The following is a 24,852-nucleotide window of genomic DNA, read 5'->3' on the forward strand; positions in this document are numbered from 1 at the left end:
GCTCTGGCACTGATGACGGTCATGCCAGACGTTCATTTGAACCGCCTGCTCCTGACGTTCAGCAGAAACTCGGAATTTCTCCGCCAGCACGGCTATTCACTGCGCTATGCGAGGTGCAACTCCTGAGTACAATACATATTGGCGGAACATACGACCAGATTGCCCAGGCAGAGTGGGACACGTCCCAAGGCAGACATCCCGAACGACCGTTTGTCCTAGCAGCGCAGCCCAGTCTGTTTGATGATAGTCGCGCCCCGAAGGGGCAGCACACGTTCTGGGCCTACTGCCATGTGCCTCATGGTTCAACCCAGAATATGCAGCACCAAATTGAGGCGCAGATCGAACGCTTTGCACCCGGATTTCGGGACGTCATCCTCGCTCGCCGCGTAACGACATCCCAGGACCTCATGAGTTTCAATCCAAATTTTGTGGGCGGAGATGTAAACGGCGGGCGCAACAATTTACTTCAATTGTTGCGCCGTCCCGTGTTGTCCACAACTCCGTACCGGCTCCCCCTGAGAGGGTACTATCAGTGCTCTGCCGCGACACCACCAGGGGGAGGAATTCACGGCATGGGTGGGTATCATGCCGCACAGACAGCTCTACGCGACCATTTTTCCCAACTCTAACAGGATTTTGTCATTCGCCTGCGGGCTCATGGGGGCGCCTCCCTGGTCGTGTCAGGCTCGGCACACGCCGTCCTGGCCGCTCCGTGGCCCCGAAGAGATGACAGCGGGCCTGCACTGGCTGCCGCCCGGGCTGGGGCACGCTCCCCTCATCGCGCACATCGCGAGCTGCATGGGCTGGAGGCTCGCCTCCCAACGCCTGCACGTCACCCAGTCCCCCGAGACCCCCAGGTCCCAAATGTGCTGGGGGCGGCGCTCTTCCTCCGCTCCTGATGACCAGGCCTTGATGGCAAAAAAGGACCGTCAACACGGGGGAGGGAGCCCTGCCCGGTAGTTGGGCTCGCGCTGGCAGGCTTGTTCCTAGGTGAGGGTATGCGCGGGCGCGACCGTCACGCCCCTGCGCTTGACTGCGGTCCAACTGGGCATCCCTCTTCCCCCGTGTTCATGCCCTTCCCCTTATGGCTCCAGAGGCTCCGGGGCACGGCCCCAGGTGCGGCCTGGGCGCGTTTACGTCTGCTCCATACTGGCAGCGTGCACCCTTCTGAATTCGCCGCCAAGTGGCGGGAGCTGGCCCCCAGGTTGAGTGAGCGCGCAACCTATCAGGAGCACTGGCGTGACGTGTGCGCCCTGCTGGGTGAGCCGACTCCCAGCAGCGACCTGACGGGGGACAACTACGCCTTCGAGAAACACGTCAAGAAGGCAGGCACGGGGGAGACGGGCTTTGCCGACGTGTTCCTGCGCGACCACCTCGTCGCGGAGTACAAAGCACAGGGCCGGAGCTTGGGCAAGGCCCTCCAGCAGGCCCTCCTGTACGCCCGCGAGCTAGGTAACCCGCCCCTCCTGGTGGTCAGCGACCTCAGCACCATCGAGATCCACACCAACTTCACCGCGAGCAGCCCCAGGACCATCCGCATCACCCTGGACGACATCGAGCGGGACGCGCCGGTCGGCGGGGACCTCACCGCGCTCTCCGCCCTGCACGCCCTGTTCCGCGATCCCGGCAAGCTGGACCCCCGCCAACTCCGCGAGCGCGTCACCCAGGATGCCACCGCCCGCATTGGGCAGGTCGCCCAGGCGCTCACCGCGCGAGGCACCTCGCAAGTTGATGCCGCGCACTTCCTGATGCGGCTGGTCTTTGCCATGTTCTCCGAGGACGTGGGCCTGCTGCCACGTGGGCTGCTGACCCGGGTCCTCAAGCGCGCCCGCGAGCACCCGGAGCGCAGCCAGGGGTACTTCCAGGAGCTGTTCACCGCCATGCGGCAAGGCGGGGAGTTCTGGGGAGAGGACGTGCGCCACTTCAACGGCGGGCTGTTCGACAGCGGCTTTGCCCTCCCCATCACCCGTGAGGACGCCGATGCCCTGCTGGCCGCCTCCACCCTGGACTGGGCGCAGGTGGAGCCCGCCATCTTTGGCACCCTGTTTGAGAACAGCCTGGACGCGGTCACGCGCAGCAAGCGGGGCGCGCACTACACCGCCGTCCGGGACATCGTGCGGGTGACGGACCCGGTGATCATGCAGCCCCTCCGGCGGGAGTGGGAAGCCGTGAAGGCGCAGGCGGAGGCCCTGAGCAAGAAACTCGGGGGCAAGCAGGCCGCCCTGGAGGTGGTGCAAGCCTTCCACGCCCGGCTGGGGCGCGTGACGGTGCTCGACCCGGCCTGCGGCAGCGGCAACTTCCTGGTCGTGGCCCTGGGGCAGCTCCTGGACCTGGAGCAGGAAGTCCGCTCGTTGGGGTGGGAGCTGGGCGCGGGACCCTTTGCCATGCCCCCGCAGGTCCACCCCCGGCAGCTCCAGGGCATCGAGGTGGAAGCCTTCGCGCACGAGCTGGCCAGCGTGTCCGTGTGGATCGCCTTCTTTCAGTGGAAGGCTGCCCACGGCGGGGAGTGGGAGACGCCCGTGCTCCAGCGGCTGGACAACATCCGGCACGGCGACGCCCTGCTGAACCTGGACGGCACCAAAGCCCCCTGGCCGGACGCCGAGTTCATCATCGGCAACCCCCCTTTCCTGGGGGGCAAGCTGTTGCGGACCAACCTGGGGGATGAGTACGTCGACCGCCTGTTCCGGGCCTACAGCGGGGAGGTGGCGCGGGAATCCGATCTCGTCTGCTACTGGTTTGAGCGGGCGCGGCAGGCGCTTCACGGCGGCGTGACCCGCCGGGTGGGCCTCGTCACCACCAACAGCATCCGGGGCGGGGCCAACCGCCAGGTGCTCGGGCGGATTCAGGAGACGGGGGCGCTGTTCAACGCCTGGAACGATGAGCCCTGGCTGCAAGACGGGGCCGCTGTCCGCGTGAGCCTCGTGTGCTTCGACGGCGGGGAGGAGACGGTCAGGGCGCTGAACGGCCAGCCGGTCGCCCACATCAACCCGGACCTCACGGCGTCCACGGACGTGACCGCCGCCCAGCCTCTGCCGGAGAACGCGGGGCTGTCCTTCATGGGCACCACCAAGGGGGGACCCTTCGACATTCCCGGCGACGTGGCGCGGCGCTGGCTGGCCCTGCCCAACCCGGACGGGGTGAACAACGCGGACGTGGTGAAGCCGTGGGTGAACGGCCTGGACCTGACCCGCCGCCCCCGTAACATGTGGGTGGTGGACTTCGGGCTGATGCCGGAGGCCCAGGCCAGTCAGTACTTCGCCCCCTTCGAGTACGTCCGGGAGCACGTCCTCCCCGCGCGCCAGGACAACAAGCGGGAGAGCTATCGCAGGCTGTGGTGGCTCCACGCGGAGCCGCGCCCAGCCATGCGGCAGGCGTTCACGGGCCTCTCCCGCTACATCGGCACCCCGCGTGTGGCCAAGCACCGCCTATTTGTCTGGCTCCCGGTGGAGACGGTGCCGGATAGCCAGGTGATCGTCTTTGCCCGCGACGACGACTTCACCTTTGGTGTGCTGCACTCCCGCGCGCATGAGGTCTGGTCCCTGCGGCAGGGGACGGCCCTGGGGGTGGGGAACGATCCCCGCTACACGCCCTCCACCTGTTTTGAAACCTTCCCTTTCCCGGCCCCCACGGCGGAGCAGCAGGCCGAGGTGGAGAAGTGGGCGCGCTACGTGGTGCAGATGCGGGAGCACCTGCTGGCCCAGGACGGCAGGGCCACGCTCACGAGCCTCTACAACGCGGTGGCGGAGCTGCGCCGCACCCCAGACACCACCCACCCCGCCCACAGCCTCCTGACCGCCCACAACCACCTCGACGCGGCGGTGGCCGCCGCGTCGAGGTGGTTGTGGCCGCTGGAGGAGGACGAGGTGCTCGCGCGCCTGCTGGCGCTCAATGAGGAGCGGGTCAAGCCCCGGGAGGTGGTGACGGCGTGAAGGCGCAAGACCTCCGGTTGATCATCGCCACCCTTCCTACCCGGCAGCCCATTACCGACGAGTTTGAGGGCCGCCACCCTCTCCGGCAGCGGCCCTGGTACTCCTCGCAGAAGCAGCACCTCATTGGCTGGTTGGGGGAATACGGCACTGCCGGGGCCTACAACCGTCAGAAGCCCGGCCAGGACGCCCAGCACTTCTACACCCACTTTCAGTGCGCTCCCGGCTTGCTGTGGCTGGCGGAGGCGTTAGGGGAGCAGCAAGACAAACTTCGTGCTGCTGTTGCGGCTATTGAGGCGGCGGGGACCAAGAGCGCGGCCCAGTGCGGTGCGTTCCGCCGGATCATCCCCTGGGCACGCATTGAGGAGCTGCTGGCCCAGAGGACTTCACCGCCCGGAGTTTGATGAAGCAAAGTTGGAGCTGACGGCTGGGCAAGGCGTTTTGCCCCTCTTCCTGCCCCATTCAACGTATGCGGAGGTCGGGTACACGGAGGGCTATTACAACCTCGGCCGCTTGGTGGTGGGCTGCACCCGGACGTGCTGCAATTCGACACGGAAGACAACAACTTGGTGGAGAACGTGCGCGACCTCCGTGAGGAGGTTGAGCTGGCGGCCATGTGCGACGGCAAGAAGTTCTGCATCCACGACGAGGCGTACATCATGAGCCGCGCGCCTTCAACGCCCTGCGCAAGATGCGGGGAAAGCGGCTGCGGGAGAAACCGCCCAGTCACGTCTGCTTCATCCTGGTGACGACCGAGCCGGAAAAGATCATCCCCTCCATCCTCGTGCACCACCAGCACTTCTACTTCCCGTGCTGGACGCTCTGAGGACCGTTAGGCAAAGGTGGAGAACGTGGGCTACACGACCACCGTCCACTTCTTGAAAGGGCAATGCACCTTTGAGCACGCGCATGGGCGGCCCCAGATCAGACTTCTGCCTGATCGCCTGGGTTCCAGGAGCGAGTCCGTCCAGCACGAGGAAACTTAGGCGCACCCCGCACGGTCGTGGCCGCTCACACTCTGACGGTGGCTTGCGCCTGCCTCACCGCGCGCCCTGAGCCCCCCCCGTACAATGAGTTCAGGTGCAGGAGGCGGCGTGAGCGCCGACCCTCTACCCCCTAGGCGACGGCCTCGGGAACGTCACTCTCATGCGGCACGAGGACCGCGACAAGATCGACAGGTATGAAAAAAGGCGACCAAGATTCCTAGGCCCAGGTCGCCCCATGCGTCTACAACAGTCTTTTCGCACACGCACTCCCTGCCAGGAGTGCAGCCCATGACTGCTGCTGTCTGAGTTTACCCCTCTTGCACCCCCTCAGACAGCGGCCCGGAGAACCCTAGATGAACAACCCCTCCGTGCTGGCCTACTGCGCGCTGGTCGCGTTCGCCCTCTTCCTGATGGCCCTGGGGGCGGACCTCCCCTTCAAAGACCTCCTCAAGACCATCGACGCCAACGGCAAGGACGCCGCCATGCTGGCAGCCCTGGCCCTGGTCCTGGGGTTCCTGCTGACCCTGTTCAAGAAGTAGCTCCAAGGCGTTCACGACCTCACCGCAGGGGCAGGCAGGCTGCTGGTGGGGAACACAAAAAAGAGGGCGGCCCTTGGTGGCCGCTCCTCTTTGATGTTGGGCAATATAGCGCGGGATGCAGTCTGGGTCAACGATATGCACCTTTCCGCCCTGGCTGTCCAGCCCACTCACCCTCAAGTCAACGCCTCTATACGGTCGAGGTAGACCTGGATCAGGCGGTATTGGGGCAGCAGGGCCTCCACGCGCGGCCACTACGCCTCCAGAAACTCCCGCATGGGCCGGGCGCGCAGGTTCCCGCAGTGCAAGCGCACCAGCCACGGCGGAGGCGCGTCCAGGGCCAGCATCCGGTCGATGAAGTCCGCGTCCTTGGTGACGATCACCAGGGCGTGCTCGGTGGCGTAGGTCCACAGCTCCAGGTCGGTGGGTTTTTCCCCAGCTCCTTCAGCAGGTAGCCGCCGGGCTTCAAGCCGTCTTCTCAACGGTGAACTGATGGGCCAGCAGCCGGGAGGAGAAGGCGAGGCACGCCAGCACGTCCTCCCGCGTCAGGGTCGGGTATTCGTCCAGCACGTCCTCGATGCTGTCCCCGGCGGCGAGGAACTCGATGACCGTCTGCGCCGTGATGCGGGTGCCCTTCACGGTGGGCCTGCCGTTGCAGATGGCCGGGTCGATGACGATCCGCTCGTTCATGGCCTCAGGCTACGACCTGAAGGGCCGACAGGAGGGCCGCAAATGCGGCAGCGCGGTTCCTCCCGGGCACTTACCCTGCCTCCATGCGTCCCCTGCCCTTCCTGGCCCTCCTGTGGGCCTCCGTCGCTGCCGCCGAGGTGCCCGCCAGCATCACAGGCGTCCCGACCATCACGGACGGCGACACCCTGCAAATCCGGGGCACCAAGATCAGGCTCCACGGCGTCGACGCCCCGGAGTCCTCCCAGACCTACCTGCGCGCCGGGAAGGTCTACGGCTGTGGCCGCGAGGCCGCCTTCGCCCTGGCGGACCTCGTGCGGGGCAAGAACGTCACCTGCACCCGCCAGGACGTGGACCGCTACGGGCGCATGGTCGCGGTCTGCACGGTGGGCTGCGTGGAGGTCAACCGCTGGCTGGTGCAACAGGGGCACGCCCTGCCCTCCCTGCAATACGGCGGGGCGATCTACCGGGACGCGGAGGCCACCGCCAGGGCGGCCAAAAGGGGCCTCTACGCGGAGAGTTTCCAGAACCCCTGGGACTATAGGCGCAATCCGCAGAACCCGGTCACGGCGGGCACCCCCAGGGCGGCCTCGCCTGCCCCGGCGGCCACTCCGTCGAGCAGCGCGGGCGGCGTGTACTACCGCAACTGCGCGGCGGCCAGGGCGGCGGGCGCGGCCCCCGTGCGGGCGGGGCAGCCGGGGTACGGCACCCACCTGGACCGGGACCGCGACGGCGTGGGGTGTGAGTGATTGAGCACGAGGGGCACGCGGCGGCCAACGAGGAGCAGGTCAGGCTCCTGCGGGAGGCCCTGGCGCAGACAGCAACCCCAGCGTTGCGGGAGGAGGCGGTCCCCCTGGACGCTCTGCCGCGTGGGACAGAGCCGGACTCGCCCGGCCTGGAGTGAACCCGCAGGAGCAAATGGCGGTCTTCGCAAGTTGCCCTCCTCCCTGCTCAAGGGTTTTGCCGTCCTGCACACGCCATCACGCCTATCCCATCCCGACCGCCTCAGGGCTAAATTGCGAAAATCGCCATTGGGGGGCGGGTGACGCCCGGAAGACGCGTGTGGGCTGCGGCCCTAGGAGAGAAACATGGCTCAGACGTACCTATGCGTGGTGGAGCAGGGAGATGAGGGCTCAAGCTGGGGTGCCTACGCCCTAGACCTGCCCGTGAGCGCTACGGGGGCGAGCCGCGACAAGGTCGTCCGGCTGCTCCGGGAAAGGCTGGCACTACACATCGACTGGCTCCGGGCGGACGGGGAGGAGGTGCCCCCGCCCACCACCACGGAGGCGCAGCACCGCGCCGAGTTGGAAGCCGACGAGGCCCCGGAGATCAGCGACCTCAGCCGCACCGAGTTTCTGCTCCTGGAGCCAGTTTCCTTCCACGCGGCAGTGATGGTCCTGGAGCGGTTGCGCTGGAAGGCGGGGCTGAGCCAGCGGCAGGTGGCGGAGCGCCTGCTCAACCCGTTCAAGCTCGATCAGGACCGCGCCCGCCTGCGCGCCGTCGCGGCGGCCCTGGGCCAGGAGCCGGGGAGCGAGCCGGTCGACCGCCCCGCCTGAAGGGGCACCCCTTGCCTACCGGACCTGCCCCCACCCTGGAGGAGCCATGACCGCACCCACTGTCGATCCTGAAGCCCTGTTCCTGGCCTGGAAGGCTGCCTCCGTCCACGCGGGCGGCCCGCTTGCCAGATACATTGAGACAGAGGGGCAGCACGCAGCAGCGTTGGACCTCCCGGAGGCGGTGTGGGAGGCCAAGGCCCGCAGCCCGGAGCTGGGGAGCCTGCTGGGCCTGCTCGCCGGGCACATCGCCGCCTACGAGGAGCGGGCCTTCCCTATGCCCGCCTCTCCCCCACACCGCCTGCTCGCCTTCCTGATGGAGCAGCAGGGCGTGACGGTGGCCGCCCTCGCGCAGGCCACGGGCATCGGGCAGGAGGAGCTGGACGACCTGCTTTCCGGTCAGCAGGACTTGACGCGGAGGCAGATGCACACGCTGGCCCAGGCCCTCCACGTCAGCCCGCAAGTCTTGCTCTGAGGTCGGGGCGGTCAGGGGAGCTGACAGTACCGGGAGGTCACTTCCCCCACGACCATATTGACGAAGGCGGGCAGCGTGGGGGCCTTCAGGACTACCCAGGCCGCGTCCTGGGAGAGCGTCAGGAGGAGCCGCTCGCTGTCCACGTCGAGGATGTTGATGCGGGCGTTGCCCACCCGGCTGGTCTGCGTCCCGTTGCTGCTGGTCCAGGCATCCACCCGGCCCTTGAGGACCACTGTGGCCTTCTCGATGAGCTGGTACTCGAAGTGCGGGTAGACCCGGTAGCCCCGGCTCTCCAGGGTCTCCTCCAGCGCGTTGCTGAAGTCGATGCCGTACTCCCCGTCAAAGAAGTGCTCGACCGCGATCCCCAGCACGGGGGTGGCATTGGGAGCGCACTGGGCGGTGGGCTGCTCCACCTTGAGCTGGGCGTGCGCGGTGGCGGTGAGCGCGAGGAGGGCCAGGGGGGTCAGGTGACGCACGCGGGCAGGCTAGCCGCCGGACTCTGACACGGTTGCTGCACCTGCCGGGGCGGCCCTACCGCTGCCGCAGATACCCGCCCCGGAGCAGGGCCTCGAAGTCCATCCCTTTGAAGGGCCTGCCGTTCAGGTAGCAGCGCCCGAAGGGGGCGCGCCGGAGGCGGTCGTGTCGCCCGATCACCCGGGTCGTCAGGCCGGGGAAGGGCTCCAGCCCCTCCGCCAGTCCCCACTCGTCCACCCACCGCCGGGCCTCCCCAGGGCGGCGAGGAAGCAGGGGGTACGGCTGGAACTCCTCCAGCAGCAGCATCCGGCCCACGAGGCTCCCGGTGACGTGCAGGGTGGGCCACTCCGGCGGGATCGCCTTGAGCAGGCGGTGAGTGCCCCGCAGCCGCACGGAGAAGTGCTTGCCCCCCAGCCGTTCCTGAAGACGTGCAAGATGACGAGCTGCTCGGAGAGGTCGACGCGGCGCAGCTTCCCCAACACGCTGAACCGCGTGCCGTTAGGGACGTAGGGCGGGGCCGCCCGCAGGTGCAGCACCCGGCTGGCGTCAATGAGGTGGCCCCACATGTCTGTCCGGGGGACGGCGATCAGCGACACCCGTGTGCCCAGGGAAGCGCGGTCCTCCTCACGGAGCCCGATGGGGAGGCCCCCGATGAAAGTCTGCCCTTTCACCCCGGCACGCCGCCCCTCACCCAGCCACCCGGTGACGTGGAGCGCGGCGTGGTGGGTGACGAGCTGGGAACGTTGGGCAGGCTCCGGCAGGGGCATAAGCGGTGTGACAGTATCCCGCTCCCGTAAGAGCAAGAGCGCGTTGCCCTGTGGACCTGATGGAAGCTGCTTACAGCAAGTGCATGCCAGAGCGGTCATTGACGAGGCCACTTATCCCACCACAGCTCTAGCAGCAACAGTGCTACAGCCGCAGGAGGATCAATCCGCAATACTGCCCCCGCGATACCCAGGACGAGCTTTTTATACACTTCGTGCACAGCAGCGTCCTTTGTTACCATGTGCACAAGTGCCTCGCGCATTGCCGCGTGTGTTGCTTGTTGACCATCGACAAGACCATTGCGCGCACGCTTGGTGGCTGCTGGACCTCCGACGAGCAGGATGAGTGGTGGAACTGCTATCAATAGCATTTCTAAAAATTCAAAGGCGGGTATGTGACCGTCAGTCAGACGGTAAGTGGCCAACATGCCAATCAAACCCAGGCCCGAAAACACCCAAAACCCGCGTTGTTGCTCCAGGTCCGACATCGGTGCAGTCCACCACGCGCGGCTCAACATACCCCCCCTACGCTGGGGATGATCTTAAGGTTCCCGGATATAAAAGGCGCTTTCTGGTGGGGTCAGGCGGCAGGGCGGCTCCCCACACTCCGCCACTCCCACGATCTGAGCCGGTCGAGCAACCTGGCTCGCCCCAGCGCCGCGTTCACCACGGCGGCAGGCTCCCTAGGCGGGGTGCCGCCCGTGGAGAGGTCGTGCTCCACGTCCTTCAGCACACGGGCCAGCACGACGGCCACGTCATCCACCAGGGACTCCCCGGCGTCGAGGCCCGCGTCAGGTTCCAGAGCAGCTTCCTCCAAAAGCCCAGGGCGTCCGCCCCGTCCCCAAAGGCCGCTGCCAACCTGCGCGCCTGCCTGTCCACGATGGCCCCCCGCTCATGGCGCTTGACCCGCGCCGCGTCGCCCAGCTCCCAGACGACCTCCAACCCCTGGCTGGGGGCGGCCCGGACAGTCAGTGTCTCGGTACTACCTTGCGGCAAAAACAGGGTTTTCGCCCAGGCAACCAGCTCGTTCAGCGTGACGGCGGGGCGCGGGCTTTTCTGCGTGGCTCCCCTCCTCGTCAGGATTTCTCAACTGTCAGGCAGTCTCTTTCTTGCTCTTCCGGCCCTTTAGGAAACGCTGCACGGGCCACCCGGGCAGTGTCTCTGGGAATCCCACTGAGGAATTCAAGTCTTAAGCTCATAGCCCAGTGTGCGTTCCGCCGCCCAATTCGTCACCAGTATCGAATCTTGTCCGCTCCCTAACTTCCGCTACCCTAAGACCGACGAGGTGTGGGCCGTGCCGAACGCAGAACCACAGGTCCCAAATCCGTTGTACCTGCTCGACTGCGACCTGAAGCCGGAGGAGGTACGCCGTGAGTATCTAGCGCTCTGGACTTATCTCCAGCAGGGCGTGGCCTGGACGTCAGCGCCCGGTATCTGCGCGCCAGCCGCTCCCTCTAATACGGTCAGGAGCGCCGCCCGCCGTCTTTCTGCTGCTCTGCTCGAAGGAGCGGTTGAGACGAGCGCTGATGGGACTGCCCGAGCTGCGGCGCGTGGTGTGGTAGGCCCTGAACACCCTCGGGCCTGCGCTGCTCAAGGGCGAGGGCCGGGTGTACGGGGGAGGCCTGCACAAGCTGGAGCCCCGCGAACTGGCGAATGCGCCAGTGGCCGCCCTCCAGGCGTTGCTGGAGGCTGCCCCGGAGATGGCCCCGCTGCCCTAGGAGCGAGAGGACGTCCGGCAACGGCACGAACGGGCCAGGAGAACAGGTGAAGCGGCGCAAGACGTACAGGAAGGTGCGGGACAGGGCGACCGGACGGTCGGTCCTCCTCCACCGCAGGCTCGCGGCCGAGATGCTGGGCCGCCCCCTGTTGTCTGGAGAGATCGTCCACCACCGCGACGGAAACAGCACCAACAACGCCCGGGAGAACCTGCTGGTGCTGCCCAGCCAGCGCTACCACGCCCACGTGGAGTACCACCTGCGCTGCGAAAAGCGGGGGATGTCCAGCCTCTTCCCCGAGCTGCTCAGCAGCGTGAAGGAGGAAAGGCCGGGCACCCTGTTCGAGGGTGTGCTGCCGCATCAGGAGGGAGCTTCGCGTCTCGCTCGGCGCGAACATCAGCAAAGGACGCACTCTCCCCTCCGTGATGACCCCCGGCAGCGCTCATGGGGCTGAGACAAGATGCAGAGATTTTAGTACGCCAAGGAAAAAGCACGTGCGTGACGCGCTTTCTTGGAGCAGGACGTTACAGACATGTCCCCCAGCCGATGTTCGGGCATGATGCAGGCGACCCGTCGAGATACGCGTCAGGACTGGAAATAATGCCCCTCGTCTAGGTCGGCGATCAGGCCAGGGTGAGTCGGCTGCCAGCCGAGTCCCTCGCGCGTCCAGGTGCTGCTGGTGGGCAGGTCCCGCCCGAAGAACGCGCCGAGCCAGCCGAAGTGCGCTTGCGCCTCCTCCGGGCTCTTCGAGACCACGGGCAGGTTGAGCTGTCGCCCGATGGCCGAAGCGATCTCGCGGGTCGGCACGCCTTCCTCGGCCACGGCGTGGTAGCGCGCCCCGGCCTGCCCGCCCTCCAACGCCAATCGGACCGCGCGGGCCGCGTCCAGGCGGTGCACGGCGGGCCAGCGGCCCTGTCCATCCCCGATGTAGGCCGACACGCCCTGCTGCTGGGCAATGGTGATGAGCTGGGCGACGAGGCCGTGGTCGCCCGGGCCGTGGACGGTCGGCGGATACCGCATCACCACCCCGCGCACGCCCCGCTCTGCTGCCGCAAGCGCTGCCACCTCCGACTGGAGGCGTGGCATCGCACCCGGGTCACCCGCATCATGCTCGGTACGACCGGCCATCCCCGACGAGATGATGAGCGGGTGCCCAGTGCCCTCCAGGGCTGAAACCAGCGCCCGGACGGCGGTGAGGTCCGTTGCGGCGGCCCCGACCATGTCCGAGAAGTCGTGGGTGTAGGCGGTGTGCACCACGCCCTCGCTCTGTCGGGCGCCCGCCGCGAGGCTCTCCGGGTCCGCCAGGTCACCGCGCTGCACCTCCACGCCCTGTTGGCGGAGCCGGTCGGCGCTGGCGTCGCCGCGGGCCAGGCCCAACACCTCATGTCCCGCTCCCAGCAGTTCCTGCACGACCGCTGACCCGATCCATCCTGTAGCCCCTGTCACGAAAACTCGCATGTTCTGTGCTCCTCTCAACGTGGGGACGGCGTTCCCCGTCCTGCCGGGTCAGGATAGGCGGCGGCTTTCGGACGGTCCATGCGTTAGAGTCCGCATTATGTTTGTGATCGTCCGGGAGCAGTGTGGACCCGCTGTCTGAGGTCTTGGCCCTGCTGAAGCCAGAGCAGTATCTGGCCCGGGGCTTCGAGGTCCGCGGTGACTGGTGTATCCAGTTTCCCGCGCACGGAGGCATCAAGTGTTACGCCGTCCTGCGCGGGAGCTGCTGGCTGGCGGTGGACGGGGTGCCGGAGGCGGTGCGGTTGGGGGCGGGCGACTGCTTCCTGCTGCCGGGCGGGCGGCCCTTTCGGCTGGCGAGCGACTTGGCGTTGCCCGCCGTGGAGGTCGAGGTCCACAAGGCGCGGAAGGCGGAGCGCGGCTCGGTTATGTCGGGGAGCAATGAGGTAGCGATGGTCGGCAGTTATTTCGCCCTGTCAGGGCCGCAGGGGCGTCTGCTGCTGGACGCGCTGCCCCCCATCGTGTATCTGGAGCAGGCGTCCGAACAGGCCGCGCTCCGCTGGTGTATCGAACGGATGGAGCAGGAACTGCGCGAGGGGCTACCCGGTGGCTCCCTGCTGGCCGAACACCTCGCACATATGATGCTGCTCCAGGCGCTGCGGCTGCACCTCAGCCGGGCTGGGCCGGGCGGGGTCGGCTGGCTCTCTGCCCTGGCGGACCGCAAGATGAGTGCCGCCATCGGGGTCATGCACGCCGACCCCGCCCACCGCTGGACAGTGGGGGAACTGGCCGGACGGGTGGGCCTCTCGCGCTCGACCTTTGCCGAGCGCTTCAAGACCACGGTGGGCGAGGCGCCGCTCTCGTACCTGACGCGCTGGCGGATGCTGCTGGCCGCCGACCGACTCACCACGGGTGGTGAGCCAGTCTCGCGGATTGCGCTGTCGCTCGGCTACGATTCAGAGGGTGCGTTCAGCACGGCCTTCAAGCGGGTGATGGGGTGCGCACCGCGCCGGTACGGGCGCGAGCAGGAACCGCAGGACAGGGGCGGAGGGCACGCCGCCGTGCGGCACGTTGCTCGGTCCGGGGCATGACCAGGGGTGTCAAATTAAGGCAAAGCTGTTGTGAGATCAACAAGACGGGGTGAGGAGTGGGAAAAGCGCGGCTGGGCCGCGCTTTTCTCCTTAACGTACTAAAATTTCTGCATCTTGTCCTCTCCCCCTCATGGTCAACCCAGAAGGAGCAGACGTTCTCAACTTCTGCCTTTAAGATGACGGCTATGCCTTACACGACGCTGAGCGAACAGATGAAGAACCTTTCGAACCCGCAACGGAGCGACGCTTTTGTCAAGCAACTGCGGGAAGCAGTACGAAACGGCGAGTTCGAGGCGGCACAATTGCCCCAGCGGGTGACGCTTCCCAAGACGTTTCGCAAGCGTGGAAGCGATGAAACCGCGACCCGGGAGACGCGGGAGATGGTCATTGAGCTGACGCCTGAGTACGAGGCTTGGTTCGAACGGGTCAATGGCGAACTGGCGGCCAGTCCGGCGCGCGGCGCGAAGGTGAGGCCCAGCGTGGAGGCCATCGAGTCGGGGCAACTGGATTTCAGGGCCCTGGCTGAGGAAACCCGCCGCCGGATGCAGTCGAGTTTCGAGAAGGGGCAGACGCTCGGGAAGTCGCGGGCCCAGAGCCGGGGCACTGCCCAGGCCAAACCCAGACGCGGACGTACCTCCAAGAAGTGAGTGATCGATGGGGGAACCGGCGCCTGCTGGTTTCCCCTTGCAGGGCCAGGTGCAGATGCGGCGAAAAGCCTCTGGCGGTCCTTGCGGCGCCAGGGGCGACCCTCCGACTTCACCTGATCGGTTGTTGTGGGACAGCCCCACCGTACTTGGGAAAGATCAAGACGGTGTGCAGGTGAGTTCAAGGTGGAACTTACGGGCTTGCGTCCTCCCTGCGCCCGCCTACCCCGTCAAACTCGTTTCCGTCGAGCCCTGGACGGAGGCCTAGGCACAAGGACGCGAGGCGCTCGAAAAGCGCCTCGCGTCCAGTGGTCGGCGGGGCCCCGTCTGCCGGAACCTCTGGTGACCCGGTGCCAGTTCTTCCCTTTCGCTATTCCAGCGTCTGCCGCAGGAGGCGCGCGTCTCCGCCGACGAAGAGCAGACCGTCCAGTCCCCTGACCCCGTACTGGGCCTCCGGCTGCCAGCACACCGGCCGTCCCCCCGTCTCCCGCGCCTGGTGGTGGAGCTGCTTCTGGACCCCCGCCTTCTCGTCCCGCCCCAGGTACAGCACCCCGTCGTGCAGGCTCGGCTCCCCCCGGTGGCTTTTGACGTCCACGCTGAAGAGCTGCCCGTCCGGTCGAGTGAGCAAGGCGTCCACGTCCCCCCCCGTACGCATCATCAACCCCTTGCGAATCCGCCAGCCCGCGAACACCCCGTCGAGCTGTCCCAACGCCTGCGCTTCCACCTGCCGTCCCCGCTGCCTCGCGGCGTTCTCCCCGGCCAGCGCCTCATCCCAGAAAGCCACCTGCTCGGCGAGCTGTGGCAGCCCCCCGGAGAACACCACCTCGTCCTCCTGCATGAGGGGCGCGCCGCCGCCCTGCCCCACGTGCAGGACCCGGGCGTCCTCGTGACGGGCGGCTTGAAGCTGCTCTGGCATCGAGACCCACTGCCCTGGTGTGACGGTCTGCCCCGGCGCGAGGGGATACAGGTGATAGGTGGCTCCCTGGGGACTGCCCAGCCGCACGCCGCCAGTCGGCAGGGAGGTGTAGGTGTACCCACCGCCGAGGCGGGGACCCAACCCACTCTGGAAAGTCCGCAGGCGGTCCTGAGCCAGCAACACCGGGCCAACGGTGCGGCGGTGACGTTGCCAGCCCTGCCAGCCGCGCCAGGCAATCCATAGCCAGAGCAACAGCCACATGAACTGCCCCAGGCGATAGCCGAGGAAGTCAGCCGTGTCGCTGGGCGGCGAGCGGAACAGCCCGATGGGGAAGAACAGGATCAGCAGCGCGATCACCACGAGGTCGCGGAAGCGCAACAGGCGAGGGGTGGGCATCGGGAACCTCGGGGAGGACGGGAGGGGTCGCACAGGGGGGGGGAGCTTTCCCCATGACGTTTTGGGGCGGGCCGAACCAGGCGCGCTGTGATCTAGAGGCGCTGGACTTCCTGGGTCAGGACGTAATCCCGGTTGAAGGCCAGGAAAGTGCCGTCCTTGTCGAGGGGCAGGCGGGTGAGCATCAGGGCCTGGATCTGGGCCACCAGCTTGACCAGGCGCAGATGGCGCCAGGACTCGGGCTCGCGTCGGGAGGTGAGTTGCCCGGCGAGGGTCCGGAACGAGGGGTCGTGGGTGGCGAGGTAGATCACGACGTTGCTCAGCTCCTGGACCAGGACGATGCCGCCGGGGCCATGGGGGGAGTACAGCAGCCCGATCAGCGGGTGCGGACCGGTGTGCAGCAGGAAGGTCGGCGTCTGGCCCCGGTCGAGCTGGGCCTGGGTGTCGGCCAGGAGGTGCCCGACGAGCACGGGGACGAGGCGTGCGTAGGTGGGACGGTCCTCCGGATAGATGAACGCCGGGAGTTCTTGAAGGAGGGTGGCGGCCGTGAAGTCGATCTGGCGTTGGAGGTCAGCCAGGGTGAGCGTCGAGGCCGGGCTCACAGGAGCAGGCCCTTCGAGGTCCGAATGGCTGCAACGAGGTGATCGGAGTCATGCGCGGAGAGAGGGTATGGGACGGTGAACACGCACGAACCTCCTGGCCTCTCACGAGACGGAGCAAGCTCAGCCTGTGCAAACGCGGTCACGGGGCGTTGCCCGGGAAACGAAGTGGGGTGGAGGGGCCCGGCGGGCAGCATCCAGACCTACCAGCTCAAATGCCCGCGAGCCTCGGCCCTCCTGACTGCGGCCTCCAGCGCCCGTTTTCGCCGGAGCATCGCGGCCGTGCGCGGGAACGTCGGCTGTTCCTGGGCCATCCACGTGAGCTGCCCGGGCAGTTCTCCCAAGACGAGAGAGACAGTCGCCCGGATCTTCTGTTGCCTGGGGTCCGTGTGGGTCAGGGGCATGGCGGGAGGCCCTTCCTGCGCGCGCGGCACTCACGCGGGCGGTGAGGTCCGGGCACGCGGCCTAATGGACACGCTGGAACTGGCGGTCGAGCACTTCGAATACTTCGGCGACGGTGGCCCGAGAGGCGGGGGTGGCGCTGTACGTCACGGTCGTGATGCCACTACTGGTGACGGTGTTGAACAGCAGCTCGACGGGCAGACTGCGCCCGCCGCCGAGCACGCCGAGCGGGCTGTAGGCGCGCAGGACGATGCTGGAGTTGCTGGCCTCCTCTGGACGCCACGGCTGACGGAGGGAGGGGGCCTTGAGGGTCGGGGCGGCCCGGGCGATGGCGGTGATGATCGCCGGGCCCGTCGCCCGGTACTGGGCGGGGGGCAACGGCGCCGTGGTGGTTGTCGGCGCGCAGGCGGGGAGGAGGGCCAGGAGAGCGAGGGGAAGAGCACGTACGGAAGTCATAGAAATTCCTTCTGAGCGGTCAGGAGCAATTTGGTCCTCGTCGGGCGGCGGCAGTCGGTGGCAGCAGCGCTTACCCACCACAACACCAGTTTATACCTATGGTTATTATCGCCATCGTGACTGTACGTCAAGCGCTCGGGCGTTCGACGCTTGAGGGATGCCTCTATCGAACAAGCCGCCGAGTGCTTCGCGGAAGCTATTTGCGGAGCGACTGAGGGCGGAGCGGAAGGCGAGGCGCCTGTCCCTGGAAGACCTAGGGGAGCTGTCGGGCCTGTCCTGGAATTACATTGGTCAGGTCGAACGCAGCCAGCGTAACGTCAGCGTGGACCACATGGATGCCCTGGCAAGAGCACTGGGTGTCCAGCTCTATGAGCTCTTGATGGCAGATGCAGCGCCGATGGGGGCGAGAGGGTCGCTCGATGCCACGTCGTAAGAAATCCTCGGAAGTGTTGATTCCAGGCATGCAGGGTCGCAATATGATTGGTAGCACCCTCCGACGGTTACGTAAGGAGGCGTCTCCTCCTCTTTCACTCCAGGAATTCTGCGCCCTCGTGAAAGATCGCTGTGGCTTAGGCATCTCACCAGAGGTCGTCAGCCTCATCGAACGAGGCAAGCGAGCGGCTTTCGATTACGAGGTGTTTGCATTCGCCAAGGCTTTACAAACTAAAATAGACTACTTGTTTGATGATTGGTAAAAGCGAGTCTCCAATTATGAACCAGACATGGATGTAGTCATGAGAACATCCATGTCGTTCGTGTTAGAGACCTACAGATCGCATCGTCATAGTAGACAATTCGCGTCTTAACTTCTGATTTATATCGTCATGAACGTAATGCTGTCTGATAACATCCTCACTGTCGAGGAGGAGCAATGCAGCCTTAGCCACATCGCCTACCTTGCAGTAGTGGGTGGCAACAATGGAACGCATGAGGTGTGCTCTAAATGGCAGTGTATCTTCAATTTTTGAAGGGGAGCTCGAAAACATAGACATATATTTCTCAGACCACTCATATACCATGTCGCTGATTTGTTCAGGACGCATTGAGTGACCCCGGCCACCCACGAAGAGGTCGCTCGAATGCGTAAGCAGGGGACGATAATCTCGGAGATAGGTTTCGATCATCTCGGAATGCTCTTGGAAGAGCTCAGAGTCACCGATAGGCATGACCACCTCGTCAATTCTCATAAGTTGTTTGCTGGAGTAACCATTCTTCAAGTCCTTCACAGGGACAACGATGTTCCAAACGCCGGACTTATCCTTATACAAGCGGCTTGCATTCATATCAATGTTGCCATATTTCATTAAAGACCAATTTTTGGCTCGAAGAGGGAAACACGATATTAAAACCATCAAAACGTATTCTTGGAATTCCAAAGCGAAACGAGGTGTCTTTTCATATCTAGATGACAGGTCTCTCTTACACTGATCGAGAGCTATAAAAATATATTTTAAAGGCAGATCTGAATCAAGAATACTCTTAATTCTACTTTCTGATTTAACAGACTTTTCTATCCTGCTCTGTATGGTTCTATAAAAGTTATGAAGCTTCTGCTTGACTTGTAAACAATACGTTTTCCAGCCTCCCTGGACCTCAATTTCTTTCTGAAGATGAATAGGAAGTCTGGTGACAAGAAAGTCTCTTCTCCACAACCAACCTGACTCCTCTGCAAGCATGCATTTAACTGTCTTAACTAATTTTTCAACTCCATGATTATATTTCCCTGCCGCCATATAGCTATCATTAATGAACCCTTGTAGATATTCGAAGCTTGCGTAGTAGGCAATAGAAAGCTTATTTTCAAGTGGACCATTTGGACCGTCAATATCTCTGATGTGATACGTGGCGACATAAGACATGTATCCCTTTAGTAGGGTGCGATGGATCTGAGCGGTCTCTTTCCCCCAGACTTTAATATGGACACCCTCACTGACTCCTCCCACAGTTTTGTAGCGGACAAGATCATCAAATTCCTCGGCAATCCGACCAGCTATCTGTACAGGGACTCTGGGGTGTTGCGCCCTGTAGTCACGGCGACGCTTATAATCGGGAGTCAGGTGTTCCTCATTTCTAACGGATTCTACGGCCCTCAGAAAATCAATTCGCGCCTTCTCCAGCGGCCTCTTCTCTGAGCCAATCATCCAAATTTTCCTTACCCACGCTCGCGCCTCCGCTTTAGAGCTACCTCTAAAGTTCTCAGGCCACCACTCGTCTGGAATACTCGCCAGCAAAATAATATTAACGTCGGGTTTAAGAGACATGGGTGGTATATACAGCAGCTCTTCTATTCCAGCCGAAGAAATCTGTCCAGTGTCTACCATAGTGATAATTTCAAGTACATTTTTATTATTCAGTATATCGTAGTTATATTTTGCGTTTTTATTAAAAATACGGTTCTTAAGACAATATTCCAGCAGCTCAAATCTCCCCACTCCCAAGTTTTCTTGAAGAATAGCAAGATATGCTTTATAGAAAAGAACTAGGATTGAACGCATAGACGGATCGCAGTTGTAGCTAATTTGATCATGATCGGAGATAGGAGCGAAGATGAGAGCATCGACCTCTTCATCTAAGGTGCGGCCTTGCTTCAAGACATGATTCCTGAACCTCGATATATAAACCCGAGAGGTTCCGCGCCCAATTTTAAAGCTTTGGCCGACTTTTTCGGACGCGAGATACATGATGATGCCAGCGTATGTTACAGTAGACACAGACATAGTTCCTCCGTAAAATCATGAGTGGGCTGAGACAAGAGTTTTTCCTCTAGCGTGCCTCCTACACGCTAAAATTCGTCTTTTACACTTTTGTATCCTGAGTGTACAATGGGAAGCCGTCTTAAGGCCACAAAACGGCTGTCTCGACACCGAAAAACCGTTTAATGCTCCATGACGATGGTATATACCCCCGGTGCGGGACATCTCCCGGTATCTGGAGGAGGCCCAGGCCCAGAAGCTGCGCGTCACCCACGTCACCGAGACGCACATCCACGCCGATTACCTCTCGGGAAGCCGCGAATTAGCAAAGGCCACGGGTGCGAGGCTCCTGCTCTCCGACGAGGGCGGCGAGGGCTGGCGGTACACCTACGACGACGGCAACCAGACGCGGCTGCGCGACGGCGATACCTTCATGGTCGGCAACGTCCGCATACAGGCTGTTCATACGCCCGGCCATACCCCCGAGCACCTGAGCTTCCTCGTCACGGATACGCCCCGTGGCGATGCCCCTTCCATGATCCTGACGGGTGACTTCGTGTTCGTGGGCGATCTGGGCCGACCCGACCTGCTCGACGAGGCCGCGGGGGGGCAAGACACCCGGTTCGAGGGCGCGCGGCAGATGTTCGTTTCTGTGCGGAACAAGTTCCTGACCCTGCCCGACTACGTGCAGGTCTGGCCCGGCCACGGTTCGGGCAGCGCGTGTGGCAAGGCGCTGGGTGCCGTCCCAACGACGACCGTCGGCTACGAGCGGGCGCTGAGCTGGTGGGGCCATATGGTCGAGAAGGGTGACGAGGCGGAGTTCACGAAGGAACTGCTGTCCGGCCAGCCCGACGCGCCGCTGTACTACGGGCGGATGAAGCTGGAAAACCGGGACGGCCCCGCCCTGCTGGGTGAGGTCAGGCCGCTGGTTGAGCTGAGCGTGGAGGAGGTCAAGGTCAGGCTCACCGCCGGGGCCCGCCTGATCGACACCCGAAAGAAGGAGGAGCACCAGGCCGCCGTCCCGGTGGGGAGCGTGAACCTCCCTGACGGCAAGACCTTTGAGACCTGGGCCGGGTGGTTGCTGACCCCGGACCGTGAACTGATCCTGCTGGCCCCCGGGGGCCGCGCCGAGGCCCTGCGCCGCCGCCTGTGGATGGTGGGCCTCGACCGGGTGATCGGCTTCGTCCCCAGCGCCGAGGGTCTGGAGACGGCCCCCGCGCGGCCCGTTCCCGTTCCGGAGCTGGACGCGCACGAAGGCGCCCTGATCCTCGACGTGCGGGCCAGCACCGAGTACGGGGAGGGGCACATCCCCGGTGCCCGGCAACTCCACGCCGGACGCCTGCCCTGGCGACTCGACACCCTGCCGCGTGACCGTGAGATCGTGGTGCATTGCCAGGGCGGGGCCCGCAGCGCCGCCGCCGCGAGCCTGCTGCGCGCCGAGGGCTTTCAGGTTTTGGAACTCGCCGGGGGCTACGACGCCTGGGCGAAAGCTCAGAAACAGGAACCACCCGTTTAAGGCCCCCTTCCCGGAGGCGGCGCGAGTCATGCCGTCTGCGCTCCCATGAAAGCGAATGGTCCCATGACCTCCCAGGACATCTTCACAGCAGAGCTGGGGGGCCGACGGCGCGAGGGCAGACCTTCAACGCGTACTACGACCCCACGGGCGGTCACGGCAACCACGTCCACTGCGCCTGGAACTGAGGGCCCCCGGACGGATTCCAGCGGAGTCCGCCGCCCAGCGCCCGGTGAACACGCTGGACACCCTCGCCGTGACGGCCCCGACCGTCGCGGCCACGAGCGCCTGGAAGGCTCAGGCTCCGAGGGAAGGTGCCGTGAGCCGTGCAGCGCCTGGCGCCCGCGGCCTGACCCATCTCACGCGGCGGGCAGGGTGAAGAAAAAGGTCGAGCCCTGTCCCGGCGTGCTCTCGACCCACAACTGGCCGCCGTGGCGCTCGACGATCTTTTTGCACACGGCGAGGCCGATGCCCGTCCCCTCGAACTCCTCCCGGCCATGCAGCCGCTGGAAGATCACGAAGATGCGGTCAAAATACTGCCGCTCAATGCCGATCCCGTTGTCCCGCACCGCGAATCTCCACACCCGGCCCTCCCGCTGGGCCGAAACGTGGACCTCGGGGGGTATTCTCTCCCGGCGGTACTTCAGCCCGTTGGAAATCAGGTTTTGCAGCAGTTGGTCGAGTTGCTGGGTGTCCGCGATCACGCGGGGCAACTCGCCGCGCGTCACGCTCGCCCCCGTCCGCTCGATCTCGGGGTGCAGTCGCCGCAGCACCGCGTCGAACACGGCCCCGGCGTGGGTGAAGCGCAATGGACGCTGTTCGGTGTGTACCCGGGAAAACGTCAGCAGGTCGTCCACCAGCCGCTTCATGTGCTCGCCGCTCTCCACGATCTGCCGCAGGTACAGCCGTCCGCGCTCGTCGAGCTGCGCGCTGTAGCGCTTGTCGATGAGACCGGCAAAACTCGTCACCGCCCGGATCGGCGCTTGCAGGTCGTGCGAGGCGATGTAGGCGAACTGCTCCAGCTCGGCGTTGCTGCGGCGCAGTTCCTCGTTGCGGCGCGTCAGGCTCTCCTCGGCCCGCTGGCGCTCGGTCACGTCGGTGGACACGCCCACGACTTCCGTCACGGTGCCCGCCACGTCCGTCACAGGAATGGTCCAGCTCTCGAACACCCGCTCGCCGACAGGGCGCGTCTGGTGCACCTCCTGCCCGCTCAAGGCCAGCCGCAGGTCGTCCAGGAGGTCGGGCACATGGGCATAGAGGTCGGAGGCGGAGCGTCCCACCGCCTGCCCAGGGGTCAGCCCCAACCCCGCCAGGCCCCGCCCCTCGGAGAGGGTGAAGGTGCCGTGGGCATCGAGGGCAAACAGCACCACCGGCGCGTTGTCCACCACCGCCCGCAGGCGCGCCTGGGCAGTCAGGAGGTCACGGGAGGCCTCGGCCCGGTCGAGGGCCAGTTCCAGGCTGCGGCGCACCGTCTCGATGATCGTGCGCTCGGTCTCCGTCCAGTTCGATTGCCCGAACCGTCCCAGCCCGATCAGCCCCCGGGTGCCCCGCCCCGTTCTGAGCGGCACGATGGCCGTCGCCGACACGTGCGCCATGTGGTCGGCCAGCCCGTCCGTCGCCGGGTTGTACGCGTCCTGGTAGTACGTCTCCCCCGTCTGGAAGGGAAGACGCAGGTTGTCCGTCGTGTCGTGGGGCAACCCGGCCTCGTGGGCGAGGCGCAGCCCCTCGCTGCCGTACTCGCCCCGCATGCTGCGCACGTACCACCGCTCGCCGTCCCGCTCGTAGTGCAGGGCCGCCTGCACGGGCAGCAGGTCGAGCAGCAACTCCTCCGCCCGCTCGATCAGGGCCCCCGGCTCGGCGTCCAGGGTCAGGTCGCGGCTCCACTCCTCGAAGGCTTCCAGGGCCCGGGTGCGCGCGTCGAGTTCCAGGTTCTGGGCTTGCAGTCGCCGGGCCTGTTCGGCCCGCTCCAGCGCGAGGGTCAGACCACGCGCCACCGCGCGGAACAGGGCTTGGTCGGGCCCGCTCCACTGCCGGGTGTCCTTGAGGCCGATGGACAGCACGCCCCGCACCTCGCCGCCCACCACCAGGGGCGCGTTGGCGACCGTGCCGTACTGCTCGGTGGGCTCCAGCCGCTCGCGCGCCGGGTCCCAGGCGTCGGTGAAGACCACCTGCCGGGCCTGGAGGACCTCCCGGAACATCGGCGTGTCAGCCGGCACCCCGGCCCGCATCAGAGCCAGCACGTCCGCACGCACGTCCTCGCTCCACACCCGGGCTTTCCACAGCTCGCCCTCGGGTTCGTAGTACCCGACACTGGCGTCCGCGAAGCGGGCACGCAGCACCAGGGTGGCTTGCCGGGCGAGGGCCGGCAGATCCGTTTCGGTGCCCACGGCCTCGGTGAAGGCGACAAAGGCCTCCTGGGCGCGGGCGCCTTCCTCGATGTGCCGGGTGTGGGCGACGAGTTCGGCGTTGTTCTCCGCGAGTTGCCGGGCGCTCTCGGTGCGTTCCAGCGTGACCCCCAGGCCCCGGGCGACCGCGCGCACCAACCCTTTCTCGCGCTCGGTCCAGGCGCGGGCCTGCTGGGTGCCCACCGAGAACAGGCCGCGCGGCTCCCCGCGGATCACCAGGGGCAGGAAGGCGGCGGCGCCGTAGGACTCGGCGTTCATCACCCCGTTGGCCGCCGCGTCCCAGCCGTCCGCGAACACTGGCTGTCCCGACCCCGCCTGGGCGTAGTGCGGTGCGTCCGAGGGAATCCCCGCCCGAATCTGCGCGACGATCTCCGGCGGGATGTCGTCGGACCACGCCCGCGCCTTCCATCGCCCGTCTTCGAGTTCGTAGTACGCGGCGCTGACGTGCGCCAAGTTCGCGCGCACGACCTGCACCGCTTGCCGGGCGAGGGCGGCCACGTCGCTCTCGCCCCCCACCGCCTCCGTGTAGGCGACGAAGGCGTCGAGGGCCGCACGCTTGGCCTCCAGTTCGGCGGTGCGGGCCGCGACCCGTGCTTCGAGGTCCTGGCTGAGCTGGGCACGGCCCAGGGCGAGGGCACACTGGGCGGCGAGCGTGCGCAGGAAACGCACCTCGTCCGGCGTGAAGTGGTGGGGCTCCTCGAAGGCGAGGATGATCGCGCCGAGGGGCCGCTCATCGAGGGACATCGGCAGCACGGCGGTGGCGACCGCAGCCACGCCTCCAGTGCGGGCCTCCAACTCCGGGTAGGCGCGGGTCAGGTCGCCGGCACGCCCGAAGAACAGGGCCTCGCGCCGTTTCAGGGCGTCCCCGGCCACGACGTGGCCGCCCAATGGGCCGTCCTGCCAGAGGGTCCGGGCGTCCTCCCCGTCCCCCTGCTGGGCGGCGATCTCCAGGTGTCCTCCGGTCTCGTCCACGAGCAGGACGGCCCCGGCCACGGCGCCCAGGGCCCCCAGGGCCGGCGTGAGCACGGTCCCGAACACGTCTTGCGGGGTGCGGGCGGCAGCGAGGCGTTCGGTGATGGCGTGCAGGTGTTCGCTCAGGGAGGCAGACCCGGTGAGGGGCGTCTTGAACGGGCTGGGCACGCGGGTCAGGATACCGCCCACCGCCGTGGGAC

Annotated in this window: 25 protein-coding genes; 13 read left to right on the forward strand and 12 right to left on the reverse strand. The window is 65.5% G+C overall.

The features are described 5' to 3' along the window. Positions 1-1,157 precede the first annotated feature (1,157 nt). The 4 genes from A7B18_RS22545 (at position 1,158) to A7B18_RS09625 (ending at position 5,451) form a co-directional block, all read left to right on the forward strand. A complete protein-coding gene (locus A7B18_RS22545) occupies positions 1,158-3,929 on the forward strand; it encodes a class I SAM-dependent DNA methyltransferase (protein ID WP_180970089.1) in 2,772 nt (923 codons plus the stop codon). After that, positions 3,926-4,330 (forward strand): hypothetical protein, encoded by a 405-nt coding sequence (locus A7B18_RS09620; RefSeq protein ID WP_102126479.1) that lies wholly within the window; start codon positions 3,926-3,928, stop codon positions 4,328-4,330. Before A7B18_RS22545 ends, A7B18_RS09620 begins: the two co-directional genes overlap by 4 nt. Positions 4,331-4,617: 287 nt before the next feature. Further along, positions 4,618-4,752 (forward strand): hypothetical protein, encoded by a 135-nt coding sequence (locus A7B18_RS22975; protein WP_342747165.1) that lies wholly within the window; start codon positions 4,618-4,620, stop codon positions 4,750-4,752. Positions 4,753-5,265: 513 nt separating this feature from the next. After that, positions 5,266-5,451, forward strand: coding sequence for a hypothetical protein (locus A7B18_RS09625; protein ID WP_102126480.1), 186 nt, complete (start codon positions 5,266-5,268; stop codon positions 5,449-5,451). A gap of 251 nt (positions 5,452-5,702) precedes the next feature. Here the strand turns inward: A7B18_RS09625 and A7B18_RS21375 are convergent, their stop codons facing one another. Both A7B18_RS21375 and A7B18_RS09630 read right to left on the reverse strand, forming a co-directional pair. Beyond that, complete coding sequence (locus A7B18_RS21375) at positions 5,703-5,930, reverse strand: DUF5615 family PIN-like protein (protein ID WP_146009502.1); 228 nt, start codon at positions 5,928-5,930, stop codon at positions 5,703-5,705. Next, positions 5,914-6,138, reverse strand: coding sequence for a DUF433 domain-containing protein (locus A7B18_RS09630; protein ID WP_102126481.1), 225 nt, complete (start codon positions 6,136-6,138; stop codon positions 5,914-5,916). Before A7B18_RS09630 ends, A7B18_RS21375 begins: the two co-directional genes overlap by 17 nt. A gap of 83 nt (positions 6,139-6,221) precedes the next feature. On the opposite strand from A7B18_RS09630, the gene A7B18_RS22555 reads away from it, so the two are divergent. The 4 genes from A7B18_RS22555 (at position 6,222) to A7B18_RS09645 (ending at position 8,163) form a co-directional block, all read left to right on the forward strand. After that, positions 6,222-6,884, forward strand: coding sequence for an excalibur calcium-binding domain-containing protein (locus A7B18_RS22555; RefSeq protein ID WP_102126482.1), 663 nt, complete (start codon positions 6,222-6,224; stop codon positions 6,882-6,884). After that, complete coding sequence (locus tag A7B18_RS21940; protein WP_180970090.1) at positions 6,881-7,039, forward strand: hypothetical protein; 159 nt, start codon at positions 6,881-6,883, stop codon at positions 7,037-7,039. Before A7B18_RS22555 ends, A7B18_RS21940 begins: the two co-directional genes overlap by 4 nt. A gap of 184 nt (positions 7,040-7,223) precedes the next feature. Beyond that, entirely contained in the window at positions 7,224-7,691 is a 468-nt protein-coding gene (locus A7B18_RS09640; RefSeq protein WP_102126483.1) for a type II toxin-antitoxin system HicB family antitoxin, read from the forward strand. Positions 7,692-7,737: 46 nt separating this feature from the next. Continuing rightward, positions 7,738-8,163, forward strand: a complete 426-nt coding sequence (locus A7B18_RS09645) for a helix-turn-helix domain-containing protein (protein ID WP_102126484.1) — start codon at positions 7,738-7,740, stop codon at positions 8,161-8,163. A gap of 11 nt (positions 8,164-8,174) precedes the next feature. On the opposite strand, the gene A7B18_RS09650 is transcribed toward A7B18_RS09645, so the two are convergent. The 4 genes from A7B18_RS09650 to A7B18_RS21385 form a co-directional block, all read right to left on the reverse strand. After that, positions 8,175-8,639 (reverse strand): hypothetical protein, encoded by a 465-nt coding sequence (locus A7B18_RS09650; RefSeq protein WP_102126485.1) that lies wholly within the window; start codon positions 8,637-8,639, stop codon positions 8,175-8,177. A gap of 55 nt (positions 8,640-8,694) precedes the next feature. Further along, positions 8,695-9,030 (reverse strand): hypothetical protein, encoded by a 336-nt coding sequence (locus tag A7B18_RS09655; protein ID WP_102126486.1) that lies wholly within the window; start codon positions 9,028-9,030, stop codon positions 8,695-8,697. Positions 9,031-9,499: 469 nt separating this feature from the next. Beyond that, positions 9,500-9,889 carry a hypothetical protein gene (locus A7B18_RS21380; protein ID WP_146009503.1) on the reverse strand — a complete coding sequence of 130 codons (390 nt, stop codon included), beginning with the start codon at positions 9,887-9,889 and terminating at the stop codon, positions 9,500-9,502. A gap of 92 nt (positions 9,890-9,981) precedes the next feature. Continuing rightward, positions 9,982-10,218, reverse strand: a complete 237-nt coding sequence (locus tag A7B18_RS21385; RefSeq protein ID WP_180970091.1) for a hypothetical protein — start codon at positions 10,216-10,218, stop codon at positions 9,982-9,984. 947 nt (positions 10,219-11,165) lie between these two features. Here A7B18_RS21385 and A7B18_RS09665 point away from each other — a divergent pair. After that, positions 11,166-11,570: an HNH endonuclease gene (locus A7B18_RS09665; RefSeq protein WP_219722109.1), complete on the forward strand. Its 405-nt coding sequence runs from the start codon at positions 11,166-11,168 to the stop codon at positions 11,568-11,570. Positions 11,571-11,701: 131 nt separating this feature from the next. Here A7B18_RS09665 and A7B18_RS09670 read toward each other — a convergent pair whose 3' ends face one another. Beyond that, positions 11,702-12,574 carry an SDR family oxidoreductase gene (locus tag A7B18_RS09670; RefSeq protein ID WP_102126489.1) on the reverse strand — a complete coding sequence of 291 codons (873 nt, stop codon included), beginning with the start codon at positions 12,572-12,574 and terminating at the stop codon, positions 11,702-11,704. A gap of 122 nt (positions 12,575-12,696) precedes the next feature. Between A7B18_RS09670 and A7B18_RS09675 the strand changes: the two genes are divergently transcribed. Together A7B18_RS09675 and A7B18_RS09680 are read left to right on the forward strand one after the other, a co-directional pair. Next, positions 12,697-13,659, forward strand: a complete 963-nt coding sequence (locus A7B18_RS09675) for an AraC family transcriptional regulator (RefSeq protein WP_102126490.1) — start codon at positions 12,697-12,699, stop codon at positions 13,657-13,659. A 185-nt stretch (positions 13,660-13,844) separates the two neighbouring features. Further along, positions 13,845-14,306 carry a hypothetical protein gene (locus A7B18_RS09680; protein ID WP_102126491.1) on the forward strand — a complete coding sequence of 154 codons (462 nt, stop codon included), beginning with the start codon at positions 13,845-13,847 and terminating at the stop codon, positions 14,304-14,306. 367 nt (positions 14,307-14,673) lie between these two features. Here the strand turns inward: A7B18_RS09680 and A7B18_RS09685 are convergent, their stop codons facing one another. From A7B18_RS09685 to A7B18_RS09700, 3 genes are all read right to left on the reverse strand, one after another. After that, entirely contained in the window at positions 14,674-15,615 is a 942-nt protein-coding gene (locus A7B18_RS09685; RefSeq protein ID WP_102126492.1) for a hypothetical protein, read from the reverse strand. 92 nt (positions 15,616-15,707) lie between these two features. After that, a complete protein-coding gene (locus A7B18_RS09690) occupies positions 15,708-16,214 on the reverse strand; it encodes a hypothetical protein (RefSeq protein WP_102126493.1) in 507 nt (168 codons plus the stop codon). A 462-nt stretch (positions 16,215-16,676) separates the two neighbouring features. Further along, the gene (locus A7B18_RS09700; protein WP_102126495.1) at positions 16,677-17,069 is read right to left on the reverse strand and encodes a hypothetical protein; all 393 of its coding nucleotides are present in this window, start codon (positions 17,067-17,069) and stop codon (positions 16,677-16,679) included. 157 nt (positions 17,070-17,226) lie between these two features. Between A7B18_RS09700 and A7B18_RS09705 the strand changes: the two genes are divergently transcribed. After that, positions 17,227-17,502, forward strand: a complete 276-nt coding sequence (locus A7B18_RS09705) for a helix-turn-helix domain-containing protein (protein WP_102126496.1) — start codon at positions 17,227-17,229, stop codon at positions 17,500-17,502. A gap of 325 nt (positions 17,503-17,827) precedes the next feature. On the opposite strand, the gene A7B18_RS21390 is transcribed toward A7B18_RS09705, so the two are convergent. Next, positions 17,828-19,660, reverse strand: coding sequence for a hypothetical protein (locus A7B18_RS21390; RefSeq protein ID WP_146009505.1), 1,833 nt, complete (start codon positions 19,658-19,660; stop codon positions 17,828-17,830). A 316-nt stretch (positions 19,661-19,976) separates the two neighbouring features. On the opposite strand from A7B18_RS21390, the gene A7B18_RS09715 reads away from it, so the two are divergent. Further along, entirely contained in the window at positions 19,977-21,278 is a 1,302-nt protein-coding gene (locus A7B18_RS09715) for an MBL fold metallo-hydrolase (protein ID WP_342747167.1), read from the forward strand. Between the two features lie 356 nt (positions 21,279-21,634). Here the strand turns inward: A7B18_RS09715 and A7B18_RS09720 are convergent, their stop codons facing one another. Then, on the reverse strand, positions 21,635-24,820 hold the full coding sequence (locus A7B18_RS09720) for a GAF domain-containing protein (RefSeq protein WP_180970092.1): 3,186 nt from the start codon (positions 24,818-24,820) through the stop codon (positions 21,635-21,637). Positions 24,821-24,852 lie beyond the last annotated feature (32 nt).

Source organism: Deinococcus planocerae (assembly GCF_002869765.1).
GTDB classification, from domain to species: domain Bacteria; phylum Deinococcota; class Deinococci; order Deinococcales; family Deinococcaceae; genus Deinococcus; species Deinococcus planocerae.